This is a genomic window from Marinifilum sp. D737, from assembly GCF_026672275.1.
Lineage (GTDB): Bacteria > Bacteroidota > Bacteroidia > Bacteroidales > Marinifilaceae > Marinifilum.
In genome coordinates, this window is sequence record NZ_JANQCD010000027.1 from 38,550 (window position 1) to 60,922 (window position 22,373).

Below are 22,373 nucleotides of genomic sequence, written 5' to 3' on the forward strand. Positions count from 1 at the left end.
TTAGGAACTATATTTATTCATTGTATATCTTTAAACTCTCCTCTTCAACTTTTTTCCATAAGGCTTGATTATCAGGATCGGCCCAGGCTTTCTTAACGGCTTCTACATATTCTGGATGTTTTCTGTGTCTGATTTCCAAAATGCTTTCTTTGGGAGTGATGGTGAAAAGAAGTCCGAAAACTCCAATAAGGATAATTCGTTTTAAAATATCAACGTAGAATTTGTCTTTGCCTATTGAATACTTAATTATAGAAACTATGGCAGCAATTAATAGTCCTAATATACCTGTAAGCAAATTTATGTCTGCCATTGGATACAATTGCAATTTGAAAAGCATTCCAATAAGGCTAAATGATAAAAACATTCCGGTGAGAACTGTTCCGAAAATCTGTAATTTGGTACTATTCAGGTAAGCTTCTTTCTTTAATATTCTCGTGAAAGGAATTTCGTTGAATAAAGCAAAACTTAAATACATGTACAAAAGTGCTAAAATGGTAAAGCTCAATACAGATATAACCCCACCAAAAGGCACATGATTCATGCTAAGTATTATAGAGGTAAAGGCAATTACAGCTAGTATTTTTTCGATTTTTTTCATGTAAGTTTTATGTTTTGGTAAATTTGCTTAGCATCTCCAGGATGCTTTGCAAGTGATGCAAATAATTTACTCCATTAACTTTAATCTTTCCTCTCGGCGGAAAATGATCTTTGCAGAAGGAGTGAGGCCAATTTCCAATTCAATCTCCTCCAGGTTCATGCTGTCAATCTTTACTTCCCCTTTTATTTCAACGGCTTTAAACAGACCTATTAATATAAAATTGAGAAACTTGTTCTTTTTGGTTTTGGTAAGAATAGCTTCTTTCTCTTCGTCGCTAATTTGATGCACTTGCTTAAATCGTGCAAACAATCGGGGCAGAAGAGCAATGTCAACATCCAAACGAACCAAAACAAAACCTGCTTTCTCAATATCAGGCAGAGCGTCGTTTAGTTTTTGTATCCCAATTTTTAGTTTATCCTTCCCAGAGCTTTTGATATTGCTCCAAAGTTCAGAGCCTTTCTTTTTAGCATCGTCTAATAAGTCGTCCAGTCCGTTTGCCATGGTGTAACTATTTTAATGTTTTTGATTTAAATAAATATAGGTGATAGAATTGTACTGTCGTCTTATAAATTGACCAATATTGCAATAAAGGTTAGGACTCCAATAATTGTGGTAAATATTCCAGTTTTCCTTGATTTGGTCCAGCCAGAAAGAGCGATTAAAACTGAAAGAGCAATCACTCCCAATATAAAAGCTATAAAACCAATGATCTTTGGAAGTGCAAGATCAGCATTTTCAAATTTGAAAGGGAAGCCATTGGTTGTCATCATTAGAATTTTAGTCATGGCAAACAAGGTGATTAAAAAGCAGGCTGCTGCAATGGTCGTAACTTTTAAAATATGATTTGATATTCTTTTTTTCGTACCGCTAACCAATAGATTCGCCATTACTGCAATCGAAAAGCCGCTCAATAATGAACTAATGACAATTAACTGATTGGCAATTTTGTTTAAATACTCAGGTTCTAGTTCTATCATGTTTTATGCTGTATTTGTATAAGTTTGAATAGTAATTGGTATTATTTCTATTTCATGATACCATTCACTTTCTTAATATTTCTTTTTAGTTTAAAAACATCAAAATTTATTCTGATTAATAGATACAAGCTAATTGCTAATACAGCTACCGGAAATTTATTCCAAATTGGATTCAAATCGAATACTTGAAAAAAAGCGGCCAGCATGATTACGATCAAAGGAATTCCGGTAATGTATATGTATTTCGTGCGATCATTCAGTTTGGAGATCATGAATTCTAAATCCATATTTACTTTTTCATTAAAGCTGATGTTTGAACCTTTAATTTCCTTCGCATGCTTCTTTAGCAAAACTTCCAGGTAAGCAAAAGGAGCCTTAAATGCAAACAGCATGGTAAACTGAACCAGCAATGCTGCATTATCCCACTTTTTAGATACAAAATCATACTCCAGGTAGGCAAACAAACTTGCATATATTACCAGGCAAAGCAATATCATTACAAATCCATAATCAAGAAATGCATACTGCCTAAGTTTTTTATCTTTTTTCTCCTGATTTTTGCCTTTCCATTGGTATGCAGGTTTGAACCCTTCGATAACTTTTATTCGTTTCTCTATCGATTTTGTCATGTTTAAGCTTTTTATTTGATTATTATGAGTTTACAGGTTTGGATTTGCAAATAAATTGATTGCATTTTTTACTTCCTGCACCGAGCCATAATCTAATTTCGATAAAGCCATTTCAATACTTTCTTTATCAGTTAATATACGAATGCAACTGTTGTTATAATCTACCGATCGAATGTCTTCCCACCTTACCAATTGCTCCTTTTTATAAACCTCCAATTTAATTCTCATGCATGTATCATCTATAGCAATAAAGGCACTACCAAAAAGCTTTTGAATCGGTACACCAAGTCCTCCCAGAATATGAAACAGAGCATTAAGCGCAAATATTCCGAAATAAAACCAATCAAAAGCCCCAATGGCATCTTGCTCCATTAGTTGCATGCCAATCCATGCAATTGCTACAAGTAAAAAGGCTAATCCAATTCCTATCCTAAGTTTCGATTTGTGTTGTTCCTTTAAGAAATCTTTATGGTAATTCATTGGTTAAAATTTAATGCTTGTTTATTATTCATGCTTAAGATCGAAGTAACACATGCCAGGCACCTCAACGATGCCAGACATGTTTAGATCTATTCAAAGTTTTAGCTTAACTTTCTGACTCAACAGTAGCCTCCGGATTGAAATATCCTTCCAATTCACCCAGAGTATCATCAGAGGTTAATAGGTCCTTAACCACCTGACCTTTTTCCAAAATTACGATGCGTTCACTTACTTCGGCAATATGATTCAGGTCGTGACTGGAGATGATCATGGTCAAGTTTTTTTTCTGATGTAAATCCTTCAACAACATCTTCAGGCGTATCTGAGAGGAGGGATCCAGGTTGGCAAAAGGTTCATCCAGAATTAAAACTTCGGGTTGACTAATGATAGCACCAAAAATGCCAATCTTCTTTTGATTTCCTTTCGAGAAATCGCGAACATACTTGTTCTTATTCAGAATTTCATCACCAAAGAAATCAGCAAAAACATTGTAAAATGCTTTTAATTCTTCCTTGGTAACGCCATTAATATCAGCAATAAACTTAAAGTATTCCTCAGGTTTTAAGAAGTCAATTAAAAAGCCTTCGTCAAGAAACGAACCCGTATAGTTTTTCCATTGACTGTCGGCATGTACAGCAATATTTTTACTCAATACCTGTCCTTTGTCTGCCTTAATCAAATCCAGTATCAGTCGGAACAATGTGGTTTTACCTGCTCCATTATTCCCAACTAAACCAAACGATTCACCTTGTGGAATCTCCAATTGTTCTATGTCTAGAACCTTAACTGTGTTATATGCTTTGCTTAAATTATCGATATGTATCATGATATTAATTTCTTTTTAAATTACTTATTTCTAAATCCTTCCGACATTTGGTATCGCTTCTCAATAAAACGTTGGGTAATGATATCCAGCAACTTTTCGCGGAACAGTAAACCCAATACACCTAGTATGCCGATAACAGCGAAACCCAAATTGGCCTGATCGAACAAACCAAAAGGCAGGTAAATGAACAATGGAATCACCAACAAAGGAATCATTAAAACAAAATGTCTTCCGCCAACACCTTGATAATTAAATGCCGAACCTTTCGAAAGATCCATGTGTTGATTGTTGTTGGTTGCAAAATAGAGAAGCAACAGGCTATTAATACCTATGTTAAACAAAAAGCACATGCTGTTTATAATCAGGATATCAATACCATAAAAAACATAGAATGTCGAAAAAAGGTAAATCACCGTACTGGTCGACATCATCAAATAGTATTTGGCTTTGATGTAATCCTTATAAGTATTATTGGCGGTCAGCACCAAATCAAAATGTCCCGATTCCCAGGCAAAGAAGTACAAGCCAAAGCTCATCATAAAACCACCTGATATGAATAAGCCTACAAAAATCAGAAAACCATTCATTTCGAGATATTTCGGATCATTGTAAAAGAACAATCCATATAGTAAGAACAGAGGCGCCATAAACAGCATGGTTCTGGTACGTTTGTTTCTTACACACATTTTAAGTTCCAGTAGGGCAAAGGTTCCTATTTTTCCGAAGCGATCCAGGTAGTTCAGATTCTCCAAACTGCTTCTCTGGTTGGTATCGCCTTTTCCAAAGTCTTCCAACGAAAAATGATTGTATAGCAATTGGAAATTCAGGTAATAAGCCACAACAAATAGCAACAGACCGAGCAGTAAGTACAATGGCTGTGCAATTACTTGCATAAATACAAGGGAAGAAAAAGCCTGAAGATCGATAATGGCAAACTGATCCAGAAAAAGCAAAGCACCAACACTGGCAAGAAACAGGTAAAAGACGTATTCATGCTTTATCTGCACTCTTTTAATGTAGATAGACAGATAGTTCATAAACAAATCGCCAGTCATAACAGTACCAACAAGCACCCAAAAGGTATAGGCTTCCATCTGTTTGTGCAATCCAAGTGTAATTGCCAAAACAAAACTAAGCGGAAGTATGTTAAGACTGTTAAACAAGGGTTTGGTTAACATGAAGTTCACCAATTTGCTTTTTTTTATGGGCAGAACCAAATAAGGCTTTACCATAAAAGTGGGCAGTTTCTGAAGCATGTAGCGAAACAGAAGAATAGCCAAAAAGAAATACAATCCATAGCGCATTAAATCGGCAATGGGATTTGTTGAACTTTCGGCAAGTTTTGAGCCCACGTAAAAGCCTCCTCCCAGTAACTCAAGGAATAAAATAAAAAACACAAAGCCCATAAAGACTTTGATGCCAGCACTCTTGGAAGCCGACGCCGATCGGGTGGCTGCTTTCCATTGATGGCTTAGTAATGTGAATTTTTCCATATCTCTAATTATAAAATATTCTTGTTTTGATTCATGTTAAGTTATTCTATTCGTGTTATCTATTAGGAATAAACTTTACTCAAAAATCTTCTCTTCTTCTTTTCGTGATTCCACTTCTTTATGCACTAACTTCACCAAATCGATGCCTTTAAAGTCTGATGAGCATGCGTTTTTAAATGACAATTTTAATCCAGCGTGTTTTGCGGCAATTAATCCATTTATAACATTAGCAGTATTACCTCCAGCTAAGGCATGAGCTTCCAATTCAGTTCTGTTTATTGGAATACCACCTTTGCTTGCTGTAATCAAACCCATTACAATATCCTGAACAGGAGATTTTCTCAGTCGCATAAATATTAACTCCATCAAAGAGAGATTTACCCCTGATAGTAGTGCAGAAAACCAGAGTGCAACTGGGACTAAATAGAAAAATACGGGTATCCCAATTAATATGAATACGATTAATAGAATAATTGTGCTTATGTCGTTCATTGTTTAGTTTGATTAATAGTGAGTGTTTTTATTTATTTACTGTCAATATTCTGAGCTTTCAGCTCCTTTCGCTACCGCATGAGTCCTCTCGTGTGGTCATAGTTTGGTTTTTAATGTGTCTTTGTAATATATTTTCTCTTTATTTCCTTGTCAATTACATAAAGTAGGAATAACACTATCCCAATAGGTCTGTAAAACACAGTTAATAGTATTGAATATTTACAATCAAGATTTTCTTTTTTACTATCAGAAAACACAAATACAGCTGTTATGGCATTCAATAAAAAAGGAAAGAGGTTGCTTGCAATTAATAAATATGTTTGGAATCCAGTATCTATTGAGTCCTTTATTAATTGAGAGACAAGATGATTTGTTAGTATTTGTATTCCAGATAAAATACAAAGTAATAAGGCATATTTGCCTATTAATTTTATTGCTCTATTTTCCATGATTGTAAATTTTCTGATTTAAATATTTTTCAAGCAATACAAAGCAAACTCCAAACACAGGCATTAAAAAACCAAGTAGTGAAATCAAATATTTATTCTTGGCATACTTAAAGGAATCAAAAACAATGAAAATGCCAACAATTGCATTTGAAGAGTATCTTAAAATATGGGTGTAATAAAAGTTGATATCTTCTAGCTGTAAAGAATTTATGGCATCAAAATAGTAGGGCTGCCCAGCAATTAATAGGAAATTAAATAGGCCAACTCCCATGCCAATTAGAAAATATTTAATCACCAACCTGTTAAATTCTTTCATACTTCGAATAGATTGTTTTTAATATGTCCTTTTACTATCCAACGAGTCCTTTGGTAAGATTCTATTTTTCAAGAGCGGGACATAAGTATACAAAACCAATTTTATGCCTATCAAATCTAATAAATCTATTACACAATAACATTTGTTTTATGGTAAAAATGTATAAACCTTATGTAATTTTGGTTGATACTAAATAATAATGGCTTTGTATGATTCATAGTGGGTAATTCTTTAGAATTATCATTGCTGACCTTTATTTTTCTCCAGAGCCCACAGTGGGCATTGGAAGGTCAAGCTGCTTAGACGTAGAAAAATTTTTAGTAAGACGGGGAAGCTAAGAACTTGTTCGAAGATCACCCCGCCGCACTTAAATTTTTCAAGTATAAGAAGTTTGATCTTACGCGCCCTAGATTTTTTGCTGACTTTTTGATCAATGCAAAAAGTCAGAGCCATGCGGCTTGAGCAAATTCAAAGCTTAGGTAATAATAATATTCTAATTAAATGAATTTGCTTTCTACGATATTTCATATGGTATTGTAATGCTAATGTCTTTATAAGTCTTGTGCCTTCACAGGCATAGCGAGTTTTGAAGTGTAATTCTAAGTTTAGAATAAGAAAAACTGCATTTTAAGAGCTATTACAATCTGTTAGTTAGAAAGATTAAGAAGGGAGGGAGAAGAGAAGTCTATTTAAAGACATGCCCAATAAAAATCACAGTTTTCCATGTATTGTGCATTCCATTTTTGTGGCAAATAACTCACTGATAGAGCAAAACCTTTCAATGAAAATTTTTTATGTAATCATTTATTCTTAAATTAAATGTGTTTTTAGTGAAGCGTATTGTGCTAACTAGAATATTGAGTCAGAACAATTAGAAACGAGAGATTTTTAGGGGAGAGAGTTTATTCATCTTTTAAAGAATCGACGATGTCAGACCAACAAACTTTATTCGAATATCCGGTAGAAAACATTGTACTACCCGAAATCACAGACGAACAATTGTTTGAACTCCTTAGCACCATTGCCTGATGGACCAACAATCATATATTGTAAGCTAAAGCTATAAAACAAAGCATTCATGTTTTATGCAGCGATACGCATGATATGCCAAAAGACAGAGTGGATGTACAGGATCATGCCACCCCTGACTGCAAATCAGGGATTATGGAGTAATGAATTTTAATTTCCATTAAAAAAAATAAGAGCACTTCTTAGCCAATGCTCCCTGCACCTGCCTATATTATTTTTGCCTTTCTGGCAAAATCTTCTTAATTCTGACTAATTATTAAATTTCAATGTGAAATGGTTGAATATGCGATGATCCATTCAAGTCAGTTCGGTATGAGGAGTACAGGTGGCCTACCTATAGGAGAAAGTGACGATTAAAAGCAAATGCTTATCTGTATCATAGCCTTCTGTCTGTAGGCATTTGATTCACACTTGCTCATTTTCAATTGTGTTCATGAGCTCCGCTTTGCCATGGTTCTCCTAAAAAGGTGAATCTCCGAATTAGTAAAATTAAGGATTTCGATCGGGAGCGATTCGAGATAAACTGTTGCAATGGAATGGCGAGTAGTATCCGATTGGTCTGACTTTTTTTTACATAAAAGTTATTGCTGATGCCTTTATCGAGAATCAAAAGATACGAATTAGTTGATCAAATAATTATTTTATTAAATTTAAATGCCAATTCTAAAATCAATTGAAACCAACTAATCTAAAATCACAGACAATGAACACAGGTAAACTTTTATTGGGCTTATTGCTCCTATTGCAATTTGGAACAAGCCATGCACAAAACGAAAAGAAAATTCATCTTGATTATCAAATCCTTGATACCTTAGAAACAGAATATAACACACATAGGTACAAGGTAACTTGGTTAAAGGATACATTTGTTCTTGGTGTTGAAGAAAAGAATCAAAAGATTTTTGAAAGTTATGTGGCCAATTCTAATAAACAACTTAGCGAAAAAAAGCTAGCCAATATAAAAGAAACATCGGAAATGTTTAATTCTGCTCAAAACTGTTTTTCATATGCTATTGAATTCTATTTTAAGTACGACAGCATTTATTCGCAAAATATATTTACTAGTAGTTCAAGCTTACAAGGAGATGGGATAGAACGATTGTTAAACAATTCCTTCAAATCCATTGGCGAATTTACAACAAAGCCCCGAAAAAGCTTAAAACAATCAATGCCTGATCATGTTCTATTGGCCTTTATAAACAAATTCAGTAATGTCTCTCATCTGGTATATCACAACAAAGGCGTATTCTATTCAAAAAATGGCATGTGGAAAGCAACCCAAGAACTTACTTTAAAAGAACTGGTAGTTGATCACTATTGGGATACTCAAATCATACGCATGTATCGTTACGTAAACTAAAAATAGGTTCCATTTCAATCAAAAGATACACCTTTAAATTAGCAATAGCCATTCAAGTTAAAAGGTATGAAAAATCAGGATGTAATGACTATTGAAATAAAGTACAAGTCTTAATGCTTGTGGAGATCGGCATCATCTACGCAAGTGGGGCCCCATAGGCAGAGAAAGCGACAAATAGAAATGCTGTCGAGCGAAGAATGAGTGAGACTATCTATTTCTATTCGCTTTTGAGCCGTTATGGGTCACTGAGTAGGTGCGCCGTAGATTCTTTGCTTACTTTCTCATCAATGGAGAAAGTAAGAGCCTGTCTGGCTTAAAGACAAAGAACATTACCTGAAATAACACAATTATGGATTTAAGCTTTAATAAATGTGTAATCGATGCAGGTCACAATAAGTATAGGGATTTGTTACTTTCTCATCAATGTAACCGACCGAAAGGAGCTCATGAATGCCCACTAAAATTATAAATGAATAAAAGTAAGAGTTCGCCAGGATTGAAGACACAGAATTAAAATACTATCATCGCAACAAGCCCACTTAATCATATATCATTACCTGTTACAAGAATATCAATTCTAAATCATAAACCCAGGGCCATGGCCGCTAATGCTTCCTTCCCCTGGACGATATGATTTTTGCCTTTCAGGCAAACCCTTACTTAAACCTATAAGTAACACCATCAATTGTCGCAGTTTGAATGGTGTCACCCAATCCCCATGCATTCGAAAAGCTGTTGATTTCCCCTATACCAGCAGCAAATACGATGGTATGCTCTTCATCAACAATTAACATTGCATTGTAGAAGAATCTTTTACAGTTTTCCAATTCGGTATCATCAAACTTGAAAGTAATTTCGGGAAGAGATGTAACTGTCCACTCATCATCTCTACCATTTGAGTTGTTAGTGTATGTCCAGCTATCATCAGCATTTAAGTTAAAGTCGGCAAATAAATACTCTCCCGATTGATCACTGTTTAGTTGGTATACCTTATGGTCACCTGTGCTTCTAAAGTAGGTATTGTAGGTATAATATAAAGTATCAGCACGATAGGTTTCGTGCGTAATCACCCTGTATTCTTTGTTGTTAATCATTTCCGATCCGCTAACCTTTCGGATATGATCTTTATACTCCCAGGTATCGCCAATGTGTAGTGGAAAATAATCTGTCGATTCAATTTCCGGGATATTGGTATCATTATCGCATGCAGTGAACAATGCAATAAGTACAAATACGAATGGTACAAGTATTTTGGCTTTCATTGGGCATCTGTTTTTGTAAAACTTACATGAATAATACCGATTATTAATTTGTATAAGCCATTAGTACGCTTCACTTCTAATGTCTAACAAATTATATATCGGCATTATACCTAAACTATTCGAGAGCTTAAAATAGCTCTCTGTTTTTGTATATTGTATAAGATGCAGAAAACACAATTGGTTGCGTGAGGGGTATTATAAATTCATTATTAATCTTTTTTACTGCTAACTGATAACTGCAAAGTATCGGGATCAGCATAGCTGGAAGTGCAAAAGTAGCAAAGTGGAAAAGTTAAAAAGTATAATCCCGAAGTATCGGGACCAGCAAAGCTGGAATTTAAAAAGTAGAATAGTTAAAATGTTAAATCCCGAATCCTCACCTCCTCATTATTAATTATTCATTGTTAATTGCTAACTGATAACTGTTCACTGCTAACTGTTTACTGATAACTGCAAAGTATCGGGACCAGCAAAGCTGGAGGTCAAAGAACCAACTTCATACAACCTACCATTTTATTATTTATTACTAATTATTCATTGTTAACTGATAATTATTAATTGATCATTGTTAATTGCTAACTGTTCACAGTAAACTGTTTCACTGCCTCATAAACCTCCTTCGCATTTCTGGTGTTCATCAAATCATTACGCAGGGAAGAAGCACCACGAAATTCGTTGGTATAAATTTTAAAGAAACGACGCAGAATGGCAAAGTTTTTTGAATTGCCCCAGGTTTTATCAAACAAACGCGTGTGTTCCAACATCAGGTCAATCTTTTCTTCCATTTCAATCTCTTCCTTTTCGGGATGAAAGAACCAGGGATTCTTGAAAATTCCTCTGCCTATCATCACACCATCAACGCCATAAGTCTTGCACTTGTCCAATCCTTCCTGGTACGATTCCACATCGCCGTTGCCAATTAGTTTGATGTGTGGAGCCAACTCATTTCTCAATTGCACCGCTTTCGCGATTTCGTTCCAGTCGGCGATTCCTTCCGACATTTGTTTCTGAATTCTACCATGAATGGTCAATGCATCAATAGGCGTTTGCAACAAATGAGATACCCACGATTCGGTAACTACCTCTTTAAAACCAATTCTGGTTTTTACGCTCAATGGCAAATTGGTAGCTTCCTTGGTTGCCAGAATAATCTCTTTGGCCAAATCGGGTTGAGTAATCAAAGCAGAACAACAACCATTTTTCACCACATTCTTCACTGGGCAACCCATATTGATGTCTATGCCATCAAAATTGGTCTCGTTCGCAATGTATTGAGCTGTTTTGTAATACTTTTCAGGATCTTTTCCCCAAATCTGCGCAATCAGCTTTACATTCTTCTCTTTCAGCAATTTCTTTTCCGATTCATTAATCTGCAGACGATGCTTCACCTTCTCGTGTCCAACTGGGTGACACATGCCTTCAACCGAGGTAAACTCAGAAAACAGAAGATTGAGCTTGCCATTTGCTGCACTTTTTAAAACAACCTCACGAAAGGATGTATCCGTAACATCTTCCATTGGAGCAAGCGAAAAGTTTGGTGTTTGTATGTTGTGCCAGAAATTCATTTTATTCAGTTATCAGTTAACAATGAGCAGTAAACAGTTATTAGTAATCAGATGATTTTTGATTCTTCCCCTTTTAGGGGAAGTGCCGACAGGCGAAGGGGTGCTTGTTATACTTTATCCTTATTACTTTGTACTTCTTTTTAGCTTTGGCCTAATCCTCTGTCTGTATATCTGACTCTTGCTATACTTATCGTGGAATTTTGAACGCAATTTAATTCTTTCTTCCTCTGGCAATTCAATTATCTCCTTGCACTCATCGGTACAACATCCGTTGTAATGCTCACGACATTCATCACACTGAATAAACAATAGGTGACAATCATCGTTGGCACAATTGGTGTGCGTATCGCATGCTTTTCCACACTGGTGACATTTGGCAATTACCTCATTATTGATGCTTTCGCCCAGGCGTTCGTCGAAAACAAAGTTCTTTCCCCTGAATTTCGATTCCAATCCAAGCTGTTTGATCTCTTGTGCATAGGCAATGATACCACCGTGCAACTGGTTTACATCTTCAAATCCATGATGCTTTAAATATGCACTGGCTTTCTCGCAGCGTACACCTCCGGTACAATACAATAAAAACTTCTTGTCCTTATTTTTGGCATAGTCACGAACTACCAAATCAATCTCTTCACGAAAAGTATCCACGTCAGGACAAACGGCATTCTCGAAATGGCCTACTTCACTTTCGTAATGATTTCTCATATCGATAACAACGTTGTCTGGATTGCTTAGCTCCTCATGAAATTCAACAGGAGATAGATGTGTACCTACATTGGAGGTATCGAATGTGTTGTCATCCAAACCATCGGCAACAATTTTAGGGCGAACCTTAATGGTAAGTTTGTAAAACGATTTTCCATCATCTTCAACAGCCCATTTTATAGGCATGTCAGCCAATTCTTTTCGGCTATTCATATCCGTAAAAAAGGCATCTAAGTTATGCTCAGGCACGCTCATTTGTGCATTAATTCCTTCCTTGGCAATATATATTCTTCCTTTGCAGTTCAAAAGGAACCACTTCTTGAACAACTCATCGCGGTAAGCTTTTGGATCCTCAAAATTCACATATCGGTAAAATGAAATGGTTTTGCGCGTAAAATCTTCAGCTTCCATTTCCTTCACTAGTTCTTCTTTGCTCAGTTTATTATACAGTTGCATAATTTAAAATATCAAATATTCAATCTCCAAATTCTCAATTGGAGTAGGTTATCATTTTCAAATGTTTGGTGCTTGTTTTTTGTAATTTGGAGTTTTTGTTATCGCTATTTAGAATAAATAAACATTGCAAAAATAGTTCATTTGGATAAATCACAAAGCAATTGGCAATAAAAAAGGATCTTTTACTCTTTATTTAATGGAAAATGTTTAGGTTTACTTATGAAATCCTTAACTTTTATATCAAAAAGTACCAATCATCAATCCACAGAATCAAATGAATAGACAGTTTTTAATTGTAGGGCAAGGCATTGCAGGCTCATTGTTGGCTTACAACATGTATAAGGCAGGTTTAAGCTTTAAAATCATATCTAGCCTTGAGCTTCGTAAAGCTTCTGATGTTGCTGCAGGTTTATTCAATCCGCTTGTGTTTAAACGATTAACAAAAAGTTGGATGGTGGATGATTGTTTGCCTGTAATGTTTGAAACCTACCGTGAGTTGGAAGAGCTGTTAGGGCACAAGTTTCTGTACGAGAAGGATATTCTAAAGCCACTATCGGAGCATGAAAGCCTAATGTGGAAGGAGAGGAGAGCTCAGGATAATTTTGGAGATTTTATTTCTGATATATTGGTTAATAATGTAGGCAAAGGCATCAAAGGGATGCATGCGTATGGGAAAGTAACTCAGGCGGGCTATGTTGATTTACCCAAGATGTTAAAGAAACTGCGTAAGTTCTTTAAGCGCGAGGGACTAATTGTTGATTCTTATTTCGACTACAAGGATTTGGGCTTTATCGACAATCAAATCTCATGGCATGGATTAATGGCCGAAACCATTGTCTTTTGTGAAGGATATCGGGCCACCGAGAATCCATACTTTGGTGACCTGGCTTTTAAACCAACAAAGGGAGAGCTACTCGAAATACATTGTGATGAATTGCTGGAGGATTACATCCTGAACAAGAAGTTGTTTGTTATGCCTGTTGGCAATCATCGTTTCAAGGTAGGAGCCACCTACGATTGGACACAGCTGGATGAGGAAACAACCGAAGAAGCAAAAATGGATATCATATCCAGGCTGGACGATTTGATTGATTTGCCTTACAAGGTGATTAATCAGTGGGCAGGAGTCCGACCAACAGTTTCTGATCGTCGTCCTATTTTAGGAATACATCCTTTGCATGAACACATTGCCATTTTTAATGGTTTGGGTACGAAAGGTGTTATGCTGGCACCTTACTTTGCACGTGAAATGACACGTTTTCTTTCAGTCAGCGATTATCCTTTGGCTCCTGAAATTGATATTCGACGATTTTTGAAGTAGTTGGCATCCATTGTTTTTTGTTTGTCTTTGCTGCGAAATAGTAACATTTTGTTAGATGCGGCGTACATAAAACACAATTGACTTAAACTACAAATTCCTATGGATAATCAATTCCTGATTGTTGGGCAAGGCATTGCCGGTTCTCTTCTTGCTTACGATATGTACAAAGCAGGTCACAAATTTAAGATTGTGTCAAGCCCCGATGAAAATATGGCTTCAGATGTTGCAACCAGAAGATATAATCCCGCCATTTTCGACAAGCTTGCTAAACATTGGAAGGTAGATGAATTGCTGCCGGTAATGACCAATCTCTACAGAGATATAGAAAATGAACTTGGACATCAATTTTTACATCCTGTTGATTTTACACAAGCACTTAGCGAAAATGAAATTCGAGTTTGGAACGAACGAATATTCGATGGAGACTTTTCGGATTATATGGAAAGTGCCGATACCAGTTGGATTAAAAGAGGAATTGACAATTTTAGCCTGTTCGATAGAGTAGAGAAGTCGGGTTATCTTGATTTGGCAAAGCTTTTATCAGAGTTGAAACAGTTTTTTAAAGAAAACGGCAATCTAATCGAAGCTAATTTTAAATATCAAGACATTGGATTTATAAACGGGCATATTACCTGGCGTGGTGTAAGCGCCAAGACCATTGTGTTTTGCGAAGGTCATCATGCAACGAAGAATCCTTATTTTAAAAGCATCCCATTTATACCTACAAAGGGGGAACTGATTGAAATAGAATGTGAAAAACTAGCTGAAGATTACATCATAGACGAGAATTTATTTGTGATGCCAATGGGTAATTCTCGTTTTAAAGTGGGTGCAAGCTACGATTATTCAAAACAAAATGGCAAAACGGTTCTCGATACCAGAACAAATCTGTTATCTCGATTGGATAGGCTAATTTCTTTGCCTTATAAGATTATTAGTCATTGGTCTGGTATTCGTCCTGCAGTGAGCGATCGCCGTCCTGTTTTAGGAGTGCACCCCAATAATCAACACATAGCAGTTTTTAATGGCTTGGGTACAAAAGGTGTGATATTAGCACCTTATTTTGCTCGTGAAATGATGTGTTCATTGGTAAATAAAAATTACATTCTTGATAAAGAGATTGATATTCACAGATTTTTAAACTAATCATTTCATCAAGCTTATTTATAGATAAATCAATGGAAGGTAGTTTGTTTACGTTTATTTCAAATCTATCACGATGATAAATTTAAAAAGGTGCAGATACTGCACCTTTTTTTAATCTTCTATTTCCTCTTTTTCGGTTAGTTTTTTTGCTTTCTTAATTTTTTCTTCTAAAGCTTTTACACTTTTTTCAGCCTTTTCAATTTTTTCTTTCTTTTCATTGAACTCTTCCTCAGAAATTTCTCCTTTATCTTTTGAGGCCTTTAGTTTTTCTTTCGACTTTTTAATTTTATCCTTCGCTTCTTTTATTTTTTCATCCTTACTTTTAATTGTTTCTTTTAAAGCCTTCGATCGTTCTTCACGAATCATTTTAGCCTGTCTTGCTCTTTCTTGACCAAACTCTTTTCCTTTTAATTCGCCTTTGTTTTTTCCATAAGCATGACCCTTTTTCTCCATTTCTTGCTTTAAAGAATCTTGTTTCTTTAGAGCTTTTTCCTTTTGTGCTTTATGTCTTTTTTTTACATCTTTTTCGAGGCTGTCTTTTTTGACTTTGTGAACTTTCTCAGTTTTATTTTTCTTTTTTCCTTTATTTCCATCTTTTCCTTTCTGAGCTAGAAGTTCTGTGTTTGCAATCAGAATGAAGCAAAATGACAATAGAATAACAATGTATTTTTTCATGCAAATAGATTTTAAATTTCTTCCAATAATTTATCAACTTCTTCCGAAGCCTTCTCGATATCTTCTTTTGTGTTTTCAAGTTCAACGGCTACAGAATCTGCTTCCACTTTTTCTTGTTTAGGAGGAGGAGGTGGTACCTGTTTGTCTTTTTGTTTTGAATCGCCACAGGATTGTAAGATAATAAATGCGAAACTTAACAGCATAATGATTTTCTTCATAGTTATTTTCTTTTGATTAAGAATAAGATTCTTTAAAATAAGAATAATTTATAAATAATCATCTGATTAATAAGAATAAAATAATTTTCACAATGTAATGAGAAGCAAAAACAGCAATGAAAGTTATTCGTTATAGTTTGATTTTATGAATTACCTGAGCTCTCTTAATTGCTTCATGCCAATTTGGTTGAATTTAGGTTTAACTGAAAGTTGTAATCATGTCTGTAGTGTTGATTATTATGTGCTTGCACTAAAATCTGAAAATCATATCAATACATAAAACTAAAAGGGATATTAAGTCAACTTTACTTATTGATTTGAAATACAATTAAATTATGGAAATTTTAGACTTGACGGATGTGATAAGTAAAAATTATAATGTTAATAGTGTAGTGAGATATATATAAGTTTTGGTGCATATTTTAAATGTTAATTTGGAAGGAGTAGAGTTTTATGCTGTCAATAAAAATTATCCGGAAGAAGTTTTTGATGGAAATATCAGTCGAAAAATTAAAGCGGATATGTATATTGATGATATGAATTTTGGTGGTTTACCTGATTGGGGGCAAATCTTTGATAGCATTTGTAATGGTAACAAATCAATGCATTACAACAATAAGCGAAAAGGAATTTTAAGTAGAATTTTTGCTTAGATAAAAAGAAAGAACAAAGGGCCTGGATTTATAATCTGAGCCCTTTGTTTTTAATGACGCTTAACTTTTATAACCCGATTTCTTCATATTCTTAATGATTTTGGAAAGCTTCTTTCCTTTCTGTTTCCGATCTTGTAAGCTACTTTCATAATGTTCCATTTCCCGATTCAAGCGCATAAAGCTTTCGTATTCATCTTCTGAAATATTTTCAGCTTTAACAGCCTTTAAAACTTTACAGCCTTTTTCGTTGGTATGTGTACAGTTATGAAACTTACAGCCTTTTGCAAGCTCATTGATTCCATGAAAACCAGATGATCCGGATTCTGAACCTGGAGCTGTCAATCCAAATTCCCGAGTGCCAGGCGTGTCAATTACAAGTCCACCATTTTTTAGGATATACAAGTCTCTCGAAGTGGTTGTATGTGCTCCTTTCATTGTGGATTGACTAATTTCTCCTGTTTTTAAATCATCTCCTTCTTGCAAAGAATTGATGATTGAGGACTTTCCGACACCTGATGCTCCAATAAAAACATAGGATTTACCAGTTAGAATCATATCCTTAAGCAAATTCAAATTGCTTCCAATATTAGCACTAATTGGAATTGCCTGGTAAGTGTCAATCATGAAATTCATGATTTCTTGTTGTTCATTGTCAATAGGTAAATCTGTTTTGTTGATCAGAACAATGGCTTGGATATTGCAGTTTTGCAATTGCACAATTGTACGCTCTAATCGTCTTAGGTTTAAGCCAATTTCAAGACATTGAACAACAACCGCATAATCGATATTTGAAGCTATAATTTGCGCTGCAATTTCTTTTCCTGATTTTTGTCTGGAAAGGCAATTGTAACGTGGCAATACTTTCGATATGATCCCCAAATCGCCATAGTCAAGAAACAATACCCAGTCGCCTGTTTTGGGCTTCTCATTTTCTTCTAGTCCAAACATTAAATTTCCTGCTAACTCGCAGGTTTTAATTCCATTTTCATGGATTACGATACAATTCGACTTATTTACAGTTGAAACACGACCAATGGTCATATTTTGTTTTTCTTCTGAACTAAGAGATGATTCAAAAAAATGAGACCATCCCAATTTATATAATGTATTCATTACATTCGGTTTAACTTTCAGCATAGCAAGTGATAGCTGAAATTAATTCACTATAAGAAAGTATTGAAAAAGCTATCAATGCAAACAAGATCCAGGCAAAAACTATTGAAAAAACACAGCTTACTGTAGTAAGTGAGTATTTTGATGTAATTTTTAACGAAGATATTGACAGCAGAATGGTTTTTGCAATTTCTTTCTAAAATTTACGGTATAAAAAAACAGGCATCAAATAAAAATGATGCTATAAGTGAAGTGTCGGCAAGTTGATTCGAAACAAATCCAATGACTTGCCTATAATGCGGACTCCGAATGATATGTAGAAGTTGTTCTTTTAATCATGAACTGCAAAAATAGGAAAAATATACATTGATGCCTAATTCAAAATTTAAATCGTTTTTGTTAAAAGACCATAGAATCAATTATTCTTTGTGTAATATTTTTCATTCACTAAAAAATAAAAACTAAATTCAGATCGAATCAAGATACATCTGTATTCATTAACGATATTGACCAAATAGAATGTCCCTATGGTAGATCCAAGAATTGAAAACCTAAATGTAAGCGTAGAACAAGCCATCATAACCCCAATTGCTTTAAAAGAGCTGTACCCTTTAACCGAAAAATGTATCCATACAGTTCATAAAGGTCAAACTACCATAAAAAATATACTAAATGGGCGAGACAAGCGAATATTGGCTATTGTTGGTCCTTGTTCCATTCACGATAGTAAGGCGGCAAAAGAATATGCTCAAAAATTAAAGCTTTTGGCGGATGAGTTAAAGGATAAACTTTTTATTGTCATGCGGGTTTATTTTGAGAAGCCAAGAACAACAGTAGGCTGGAAAGGTTTAATCAACGATCCCCACATGGATAATTCCTGTATGATACAGGAAGGATTAAAACAGGCAAGAGAACTTTTGGTATACATTGCAGAATTGGGTTTGCCGGCAGCAGGAGAAGCATTGGATATTGTTACGCCACAGTTTATTCAAGATTTATTTTCGTGGACTGCGATTGGTGCCAGAACAACAGAATCGCAAAGTCATAGAAATATGGCAAGTGGATTGTCTTCGGTTGTAGGCTTTAAAAATGGCACAGATGGTAATATTGATATCGCTTTAAATGCAATACAAGCCGTTGGAACTCCGCAAAATTTTGTGAGTATTAATCCAAATGGAAATGTATCGGTGATAAGAACCAAGGGAAATCCAAATACTCACATCATACTTCGAGGAGGAAAGGAAGCAAACTATAAAAGCAAATTTGTTCGGGAAATAGAAGACAAGTTGAATGGATTGGGAATAGATCCGAAAATCATGATAGACTGTAGTCATGCCAATTCAGCAAAGCAGGCCAAAAATCAAAAAATTGTTCTTCAGGATATTGCTGCGCAAATACAAAATGGTAATCAATCTATTATGGGCTTTATGCTTGAAAGTAACTTGGCTTTTGGAAAACAGTCCATTCCTGATAATAAGACAGAATTGATATATGGAGTTTCGGTTACCGATGAATGCATAGACTGGGAAACAACGGCGAAGATATTAAGAGAATTCTGCAACACTATTGAATAGTAACTTCCCTCATAATTCTATTTAAATTGAAAAATATGTCAATAATGTTTCATTTTAAATAAGAGTAGTTTCTCTTTTGTTTTTGTAATTACTATGGGGTTTTAGAAAGATTAGATTACTTAATTTTGATACATTACGTTCAATATAATATGTTGATTTGATTGTTTTTATAATCATAAAACAAATAAAAAATAAGCTTTTTATTTTGACTTGTTAAAAAATGCACATTTGTAAAGAGCTTCAGATCAGGGATGTAATTGACTTAAGGTTCTCTTTGTGAAAAATTATTTGGTGGTTTAGGTATAATATTCTTAAATTGGGGAATCATTAACCATTTAAACTAATTTTTTATGAAAAAATTATTTTTCCCCTTACTTGTTTTAGGGCTGTTTTTGGCTTCCTGTCAAAAAGAATCCAGTGAACTAAAAGTTCAACAGACAAATGACATTGCTGTTGACATGAGTGACTTTTATGTGTATACTTCGGAAGCAGTAGAAGAATCCACAGGTGTAAAAGCTGCACATGTTCATGGTCCTGCATGCAAATGCGGTTCGATGAAAGTTCTAAACCAAAAATTAAAAGAAAATCCTGGTTTGGAAAAGCGTATGTATGCTATTGAAAAACATACGAGACAATTAATTGCTGCGAAGTCGTCCAGTACCAATAAGGGTAAACCTGTTAAGCCAGATCCAGATCCAGATCCAGATCCAGTTCCTTACCAGGGAACCATTACCATTCCTGTGATTGTAAACATTTTGGAAGATCCTGCACACCCTGTTACTCAGGCTCATATCGATTCTCAAATTGATATCTTGAATGAAGATTTCAACGATTTGAATCCTAATACTGGTGGAGTTCCTACAGAATTTAACGATGATATTGCTGATTGTAATATTACATTCGTATTGGCAGGTGTTAATAGAAAAGCTTCAACAAAATCTTCTTGGGGAACCAATGATGCAATGAAGTATGCAAGCCAAGGTGGTATCGATGCTACTGATCCAACAAGTTTCTTGAACTTTTGGGTTTGTGAAATCGGTGGAGGTATTCTAGGATATGCTCAATTCCCTGGTGGAGCACTGGAAACTGATGGTGTTGTGATTGGTAGCGATTTCTTCGGTGAAAACTCAAGAGGTGGTGAGTATGGCTACGGTCGTACGGCTACTCACGAAGTAGGTCACTGGTTGAATCTTCGTCACATTTGGGGTGATGGCAGATGTCGTCAGGATGACTTTGTAACAGATACACCAAGCTCAGATAGAGCAAACTACGGATGTCCTTCATATCCAACAGTACATTGTCGTACCAACGATATGACTATGAACTTCATGGATTACGTGAATGACAACTGCATGTACATGTTTACAAATGGTCAGAATGACCGAATGAGAGCTTTATTCGCTGCTGGCGGAGCAAGAGAAGGTTTTGTTCAGTAATTTATAAATGTGATTGAATATTTAAGGCACCCTTGTGGTGCCTTTTTTTTGAGAGTCTTTAAAAGTCAAATGGTCGAAAAGTTGAATGGTCGAAAAGTCGAATGGTATAATCCCGAATCCTCACCTCCTCATTATTAATTGTTCATTACTAATTATTCATTGTTAACTGATAACTGTTTACTGCTAACTGATAACTGCCAAAGTATCGAGACCAGCAAAGCTGGAAGATCGAAGAACCAAATTCCTACAACCTACCATTTTATTATTCATTACTCATTATTAATTACTAATTATTCATTGTTAACTGCTAACTGTTAATAAAGAGGATAAGCTTCAAATCACCAGTTTGTTGAATTAAGTATCTTAAGTTGAACTCAGCTTATTTTATTAAATGTTTCCCATTTTTTAGGAATGTAACTTTTGGAATTTGTCTTGTTTTGTTGAAAGAATCGTAGGCAAGCTTTAAATCTTTCCAAACTGTTGTCTTATCCATATCCTCCCTATATTTGGAAAGAAGTATCTCAAAGTTTTTATCCGATAATTTGGCAGGGAAAATGTGAACAGGAATTTGTTTCTGACCATTGTTTTTCGCCTCTATACAAAAGATGTACAATTCCTTAATTTGATCGTCAGTAATTGGCAAACATCCAACAGTTACGCATGAACCGTGAATGAAGATATCTCCGCCAGGATCGTTTTTGTTGGCCCAAAATAAATCCGATTGGTTTGGATAGTTAATGCCCAAAGAGAGGTGGAAATTGCTGGCAGGATTAAATCGATCGATGTAATAGAAGCCTTCAGGAACTTGTAAATCGCCTTGCTTTCTTTTGGGACCAAGCTTACCGGATTTTCTACAGACTTTATATTCTTTGATCAATTTGAACTTTTGATCTGATTTGTTTTTACCCCATAGCTGAATCTTCTGCCCAAATTTAAAAGCGCGCAAATACACTTCTAATTCATCACTTTTAATGTTCTTGCTGTTGAGAAGCTTTAGGATGCCATTTTCCTTTTTGGCGTATGCATCACGAACACGAGGGTATTTTAATTGTTCCGATTTAAAGGAGCTTGAATTGGTCACAATAAAAGATGTTAGTATAAGGGTAAGGATTAGTTTCATATTGCAAGATAACATTTTGTAATGCATATATGGAATGATTTGATGTTTTCAGCAAAGCTATCGCATTGTCAGATTTCGGTTATCGGTTGTCAGGGAAAAAATGCTAACTGATTACTAGTCACTTGTAAATAAAGCTCCAGAGGAGCGTGATCTTTATAGCCCAGGGTGAATGAGCTACGCGAATGTTGCCCTGGGTTAGTAAGTTTTATAAATAATCGTCGCAACTGCATGCCTTTATGAATATGGAATCTTAACATGCGACGGAAGAGATCTTAAGTAAAATTAACCACAAAGGAAAACGAAGGGTATTCACCAAGGGGACGCAGATGCTGGTTATGATTTTCGCGATTGGGTAGTTAGTGGTTATTGGTTAGCTGCAAGTCACAAGGTTCATGTAATTTAGGGGATGATGGCTATGGTTGTCAGTTTTTGGTTATCAAATTGGAATTAAATTAGTGAGAATCTCACTTTGGAGTG

23 protein-coding genes are annotated in these 22,373 nt (G+C 35.2%); 6 read left to right on the plus strand and 17 right to left on the minus strand.

Annotation, left to right across the window (positions count from 1 at the left end; genetic code table 11):
- Positions 1 to 13 precede the first annotated feature (13 nt).
- From NQ163_RS15270 to NQ163_RS15315, 10 genes are all read right to left on the minus strand, one after another.
- Positions 14 to 598, minus strand: a complete 585-nt coding sequence (locus NQ163_RS15270; protein ID WP_268191183.1) for a hypothetical protein — start codon at positions 596 to 598, stop codon at positions 14 to 16.
- 66 nt (positions 599 to 664) lie between these two features.
- Entirely contained in the window at positions 665 to 1,099 is a 435-nt protein-coding gene (locus tag NQ163_RS15275) for a hypothetical protein (RefSeq protein WP_268191184.1), read from the minus strand.
- A gap of 62 nt (positions 1,100 to 1,161) precedes the next feature.
- Positions 1,162 to 1,575 carry a hypothetical protein gene (locus NQ163_RS15280; protein ID WP_268191185.1) on the minus strand — a complete coding sequence of 138 codons (414 nt, stop codon included), beginning with the start codon at positions 1,573 to 1,575 and terminating at the stop codon, positions 1,162 to 1,164.
- A 47-nt stretch (positions 1,576 to 1,622) separates the two neighbouring features.
- Positions 1,623 to 2,204: a hypothetical protein gene (locus NQ163_RS15285; protein ID WP_268191186.1), complete on the minus strand. Its 582-nt coding sequence runs from the start codon at positions 2,202 to 2,204 to the stop codon at positions 1,623 to 1,625.
- A 30-nt stretch (positions 2,205 to 2,234) separates the two neighbouring features.
- The gene (locus NQ163_RS15290) at positions 2,235 to 2,684 is read right to left on the minus strand and encodes a hypothetical protein (protein ID WP_268191188.1); all 450 of its coding nucleotides are present in this window, start codon (positions 2,682 to 2,684) and stop codon (positions 2,235 to 2,237) included.
- 106 nt (positions 2,685 to 2,790) lie between these two features.
- Entirely contained in the window at positions 2,791 to 3,510 is a 720-nt protein-coding gene (locus NQ163_RS15295) for an ABC transporter ATP-binding protein (protein WP_268191189.1), read from the minus strand.
- 20 nt (positions 3,511 to 3,530) lie between these two features.
- The gene (locus NQ163_RS15300) at positions 3,531 to 5,003 is read right to left on the minus strand and encodes a DUF5687 family protein (protein ID WP_268191190.1); all 1,473 of its coding nucleotides are present in this window, start codon (positions 5,001 to 5,003) and stop codon (positions 3,531 to 3,533) included.
- Positions 5,004 to 5,078: 75 nt separating this feature from the next.
- Positions 5,079 to 5,495, minus strand: a complete 417-nt coding sequence (locus NQ163_RS15305) for a flotillin-like FloA family protein (RefSeq protein ID WP_268191191.1) — start codon at positions 5,493 to 5,495, stop codon at positions 5,079 to 5,081.
- A 110-nt stretch (positions 5,496 to 5,605) separates the two neighbouring features.
- Positions 5,606 to 5,944: a hypothetical protein gene (locus NQ163_RS15310; protein WP_268191192.1), complete on the minus strand. Its 339-nt coding sequence runs from the start codon at positions 5,942 to 5,944 to the stop codon at positions 5,606 to 5,608.
- Entirely contained in the window at positions 5,934 to 6,260 is a 327-nt protein-coding gene (locus NQ163_RS15315; protein ID WP_268191193.1) for a hypothetical protein, read from the minus strand. The genes NQ163_RS15310 and NQ163_RS15315 overlap by 11 nt, the downstream gene beginning before the upstream one ends.
- Positions 6,261 to 7,992: 1,732 nt before the next feature.
- Here NQ163_RS15315 and NQ163_RS15320 point away from each other — a divergent pair.
- The gene (locus NQ163_RS15320) at positions 7,993 to 8,649 is read left to right on the plus strand and encodes a hypothetical protein (RefSeq protein ID WP_268191194.1); all 657 of its coding nucleotides are present in this window, start codon (positions 7,993 to 7,995) and stop codon (positions 8,647 to 8,649) included.
- Between the two features lie 656 nt (positions 8,650 to 9,305).
- Here NQ163_RS15320 and NQ163_RS15325 read toward each other — a convergent pair.
- The 3 genes from NQ163_RS15325 to trhO all read right to left on the minus strand — a co-directional run bounded on the left by NQ163_RS15325 (position 9,306) and on the right by trhO (position 12,640).
- Complete coding sequence (locus NQ163_RS15325; RefSeq protein ID WP_268191195.1) at positions 9,306 to 9,911, minus strand: hypothetical protein; 606 nt, start codon at positions 9,909 to 9,911, stop codon at positions 9,306 to 9,308.
- Positions 9,912 to 10,486: 575 nt separating this feature from the next.
- Positions 10,487 to 11,476 carry a tRNA dihydrouridine synthase gene (locus NQ163_RS15330; RefSeq protein WP_268191197.1) on the minus strand — a complete coding sequence of 330 codons (990 nt, stop codon included), beginning with the start codon at positions 11,474 to 11,476 and terminating at the stop codon, positions 10,487 to 10,489.
- Positions 11,477 to 11,599: 123 nt separating this feature from the next.
- Positions 11,600 to 12,640, minus strand: coding sequence for an oxygen-dependent tRNA uridine(34) hydroxylase TrhO (trhO, locus tag NQ163_RS15335; RefSeq protein WP_268191198.1), 1,041 nt, complete (start codon positions 12,638 to 12,640; stop codon positions 11,600 to 11,602).
- A 274-nt stretch (positions 12,641 to 12,914) separates the two neighbouring features.
- On the opposite strand from trhO, the gene NQ163_RS15340 reads away from it, so the two are divergent.
- Positions 12,915 to 13,961 (plus strand): NAD(P)/FAD-dependent oxidoreductase, encoded by a 1,047-nt coding sequence (locus tag NQ163_RS15340; RefSeq protein ID WP_268191199.1) that lies wholly within the window; start codon positions 12,915 to 12,917, stop codon positions 13,959 to 13,961.
- Positions 13,962 to 14,060: 99 nt separating this feature from the next.
- Positions 14,061 to 15,107 (plus strand): NAD(P)/FAD-dependent oxidoreductase, encoded by a 1,047-nt coding sequence (locus tag NQ163_RS15345; protein ID WP_268191200.1) that lies wholly within the window; start codon positions 14,061 to 14,063, stop codon positions 15,105 to 15,107.
- A gap of 111 nt (positions 15,108 to 15,218) precedes the next feature.
- Here NQ163_RS15345 and NQ163_RS15350 read toward each other — a convergent pair whose 3' ends face one another.
- Positions 15,219 to 15,782, minus strand: a complete 564-nt coding sequence (locus NQ163_RS15350) for a hypothetical protein (protein WP_268191201.1) — start codon at positions 15,780 to 15,782, stop codon at positions 15,219 to 15,221.
- An 11-nt stretch (positions 15,783 to 15,793) separates the two neighbouring features.
- Entirely contained in the window at positions 15,794 to 16,000 is a 207-nt protein-coding gene (locus NQ163_RS15355) for a hypothetical protein (RefSeq protein ID WP_268191202.1), read from the minus strand.
- A gap of 413 nt (positions 16,001 to 16,413) precedes the next feature.
- Here NQ163_RS15355 and NQ163_RS15360 point away from each other — a divergent pair, with 413 nt between their 5' ends.
- The gene (locus NQ163_RS15360; protein WP_268191203.1) at positions 16,414 to 16,653 is read left to right on the plus strand and encodes a hypothetical protein; all 240 of its coding nucleotides are present in this window, start codon (positions 16,414 to 16,416) and stop codon (positions 16,651 to 16,653) included.
- A gap of 60 nt (positions 16,654 to 16,713) precedes the next feature.
- On the opposite strand, the gene rsgA is transcribed toward NQ163_RS15360, so the two are convergent.
- Positions 16,714 to 17,766 (minus strand): ribosome small subunit-dependent GTPase A, encoded by a 1,053-nt coding sequence (gene rsgA, locus NQ163_RS15365; RefSeq protein ID WP_268191204.1) that lies wholly within the window; start codon positions 17,764 to 17,766, stop codon positions 16,714 to 16,716.
- Positions 17,767 to 18,293: 527 nt separating this feature from the next.
- Here rsgA and NQ163_RS15370 point away from each other — a divergent pair.
- The gene (locus tag NQ163_RS15370) at positions 18,294 to 19,340 is read left to right on the plus strand and encodes a 3-deoxy-7-phosphoheptulonate synthase (protein WP_268191205.1); all 1,047 of its coding nucleotides are present in this window, start codon (positions 18,294 to 18,296) and stop codon (positions 19,338 to 19,340) included.
- Positions 19,341 to 19,690: 350 nt separating this feature from the next.
- Entirely contained in the window at positions 19,691 to 20,776 is a 1,086-nt protein-coding gene (locus tag NQ163_RS15375; RefSeq protein WP_268191206.1) for a zinc metalloprotease, read from the plus strand.
- A 379-nt stretch (positions 20,777 to 21,155) separates the two neighbouring features.
- On the opposite strand, the gene NQ163_RS15380 is transcribed toward NQ163_RS15375, so the two are convergent.
- Positions 21,156 to 21,896: a L,D-transpeptidase family protein gene (locus NQ163_RS15380; protein ID WP_268191207.1), complete on the minus strand. Its 741-nt coding sequence runs from the start codon at positions 21,894 to 21,896 to the stop codon at positions 21,156 to 21,158.
- Positions 21,897 to 22,373: the final 477 nt, after the last annotated feature.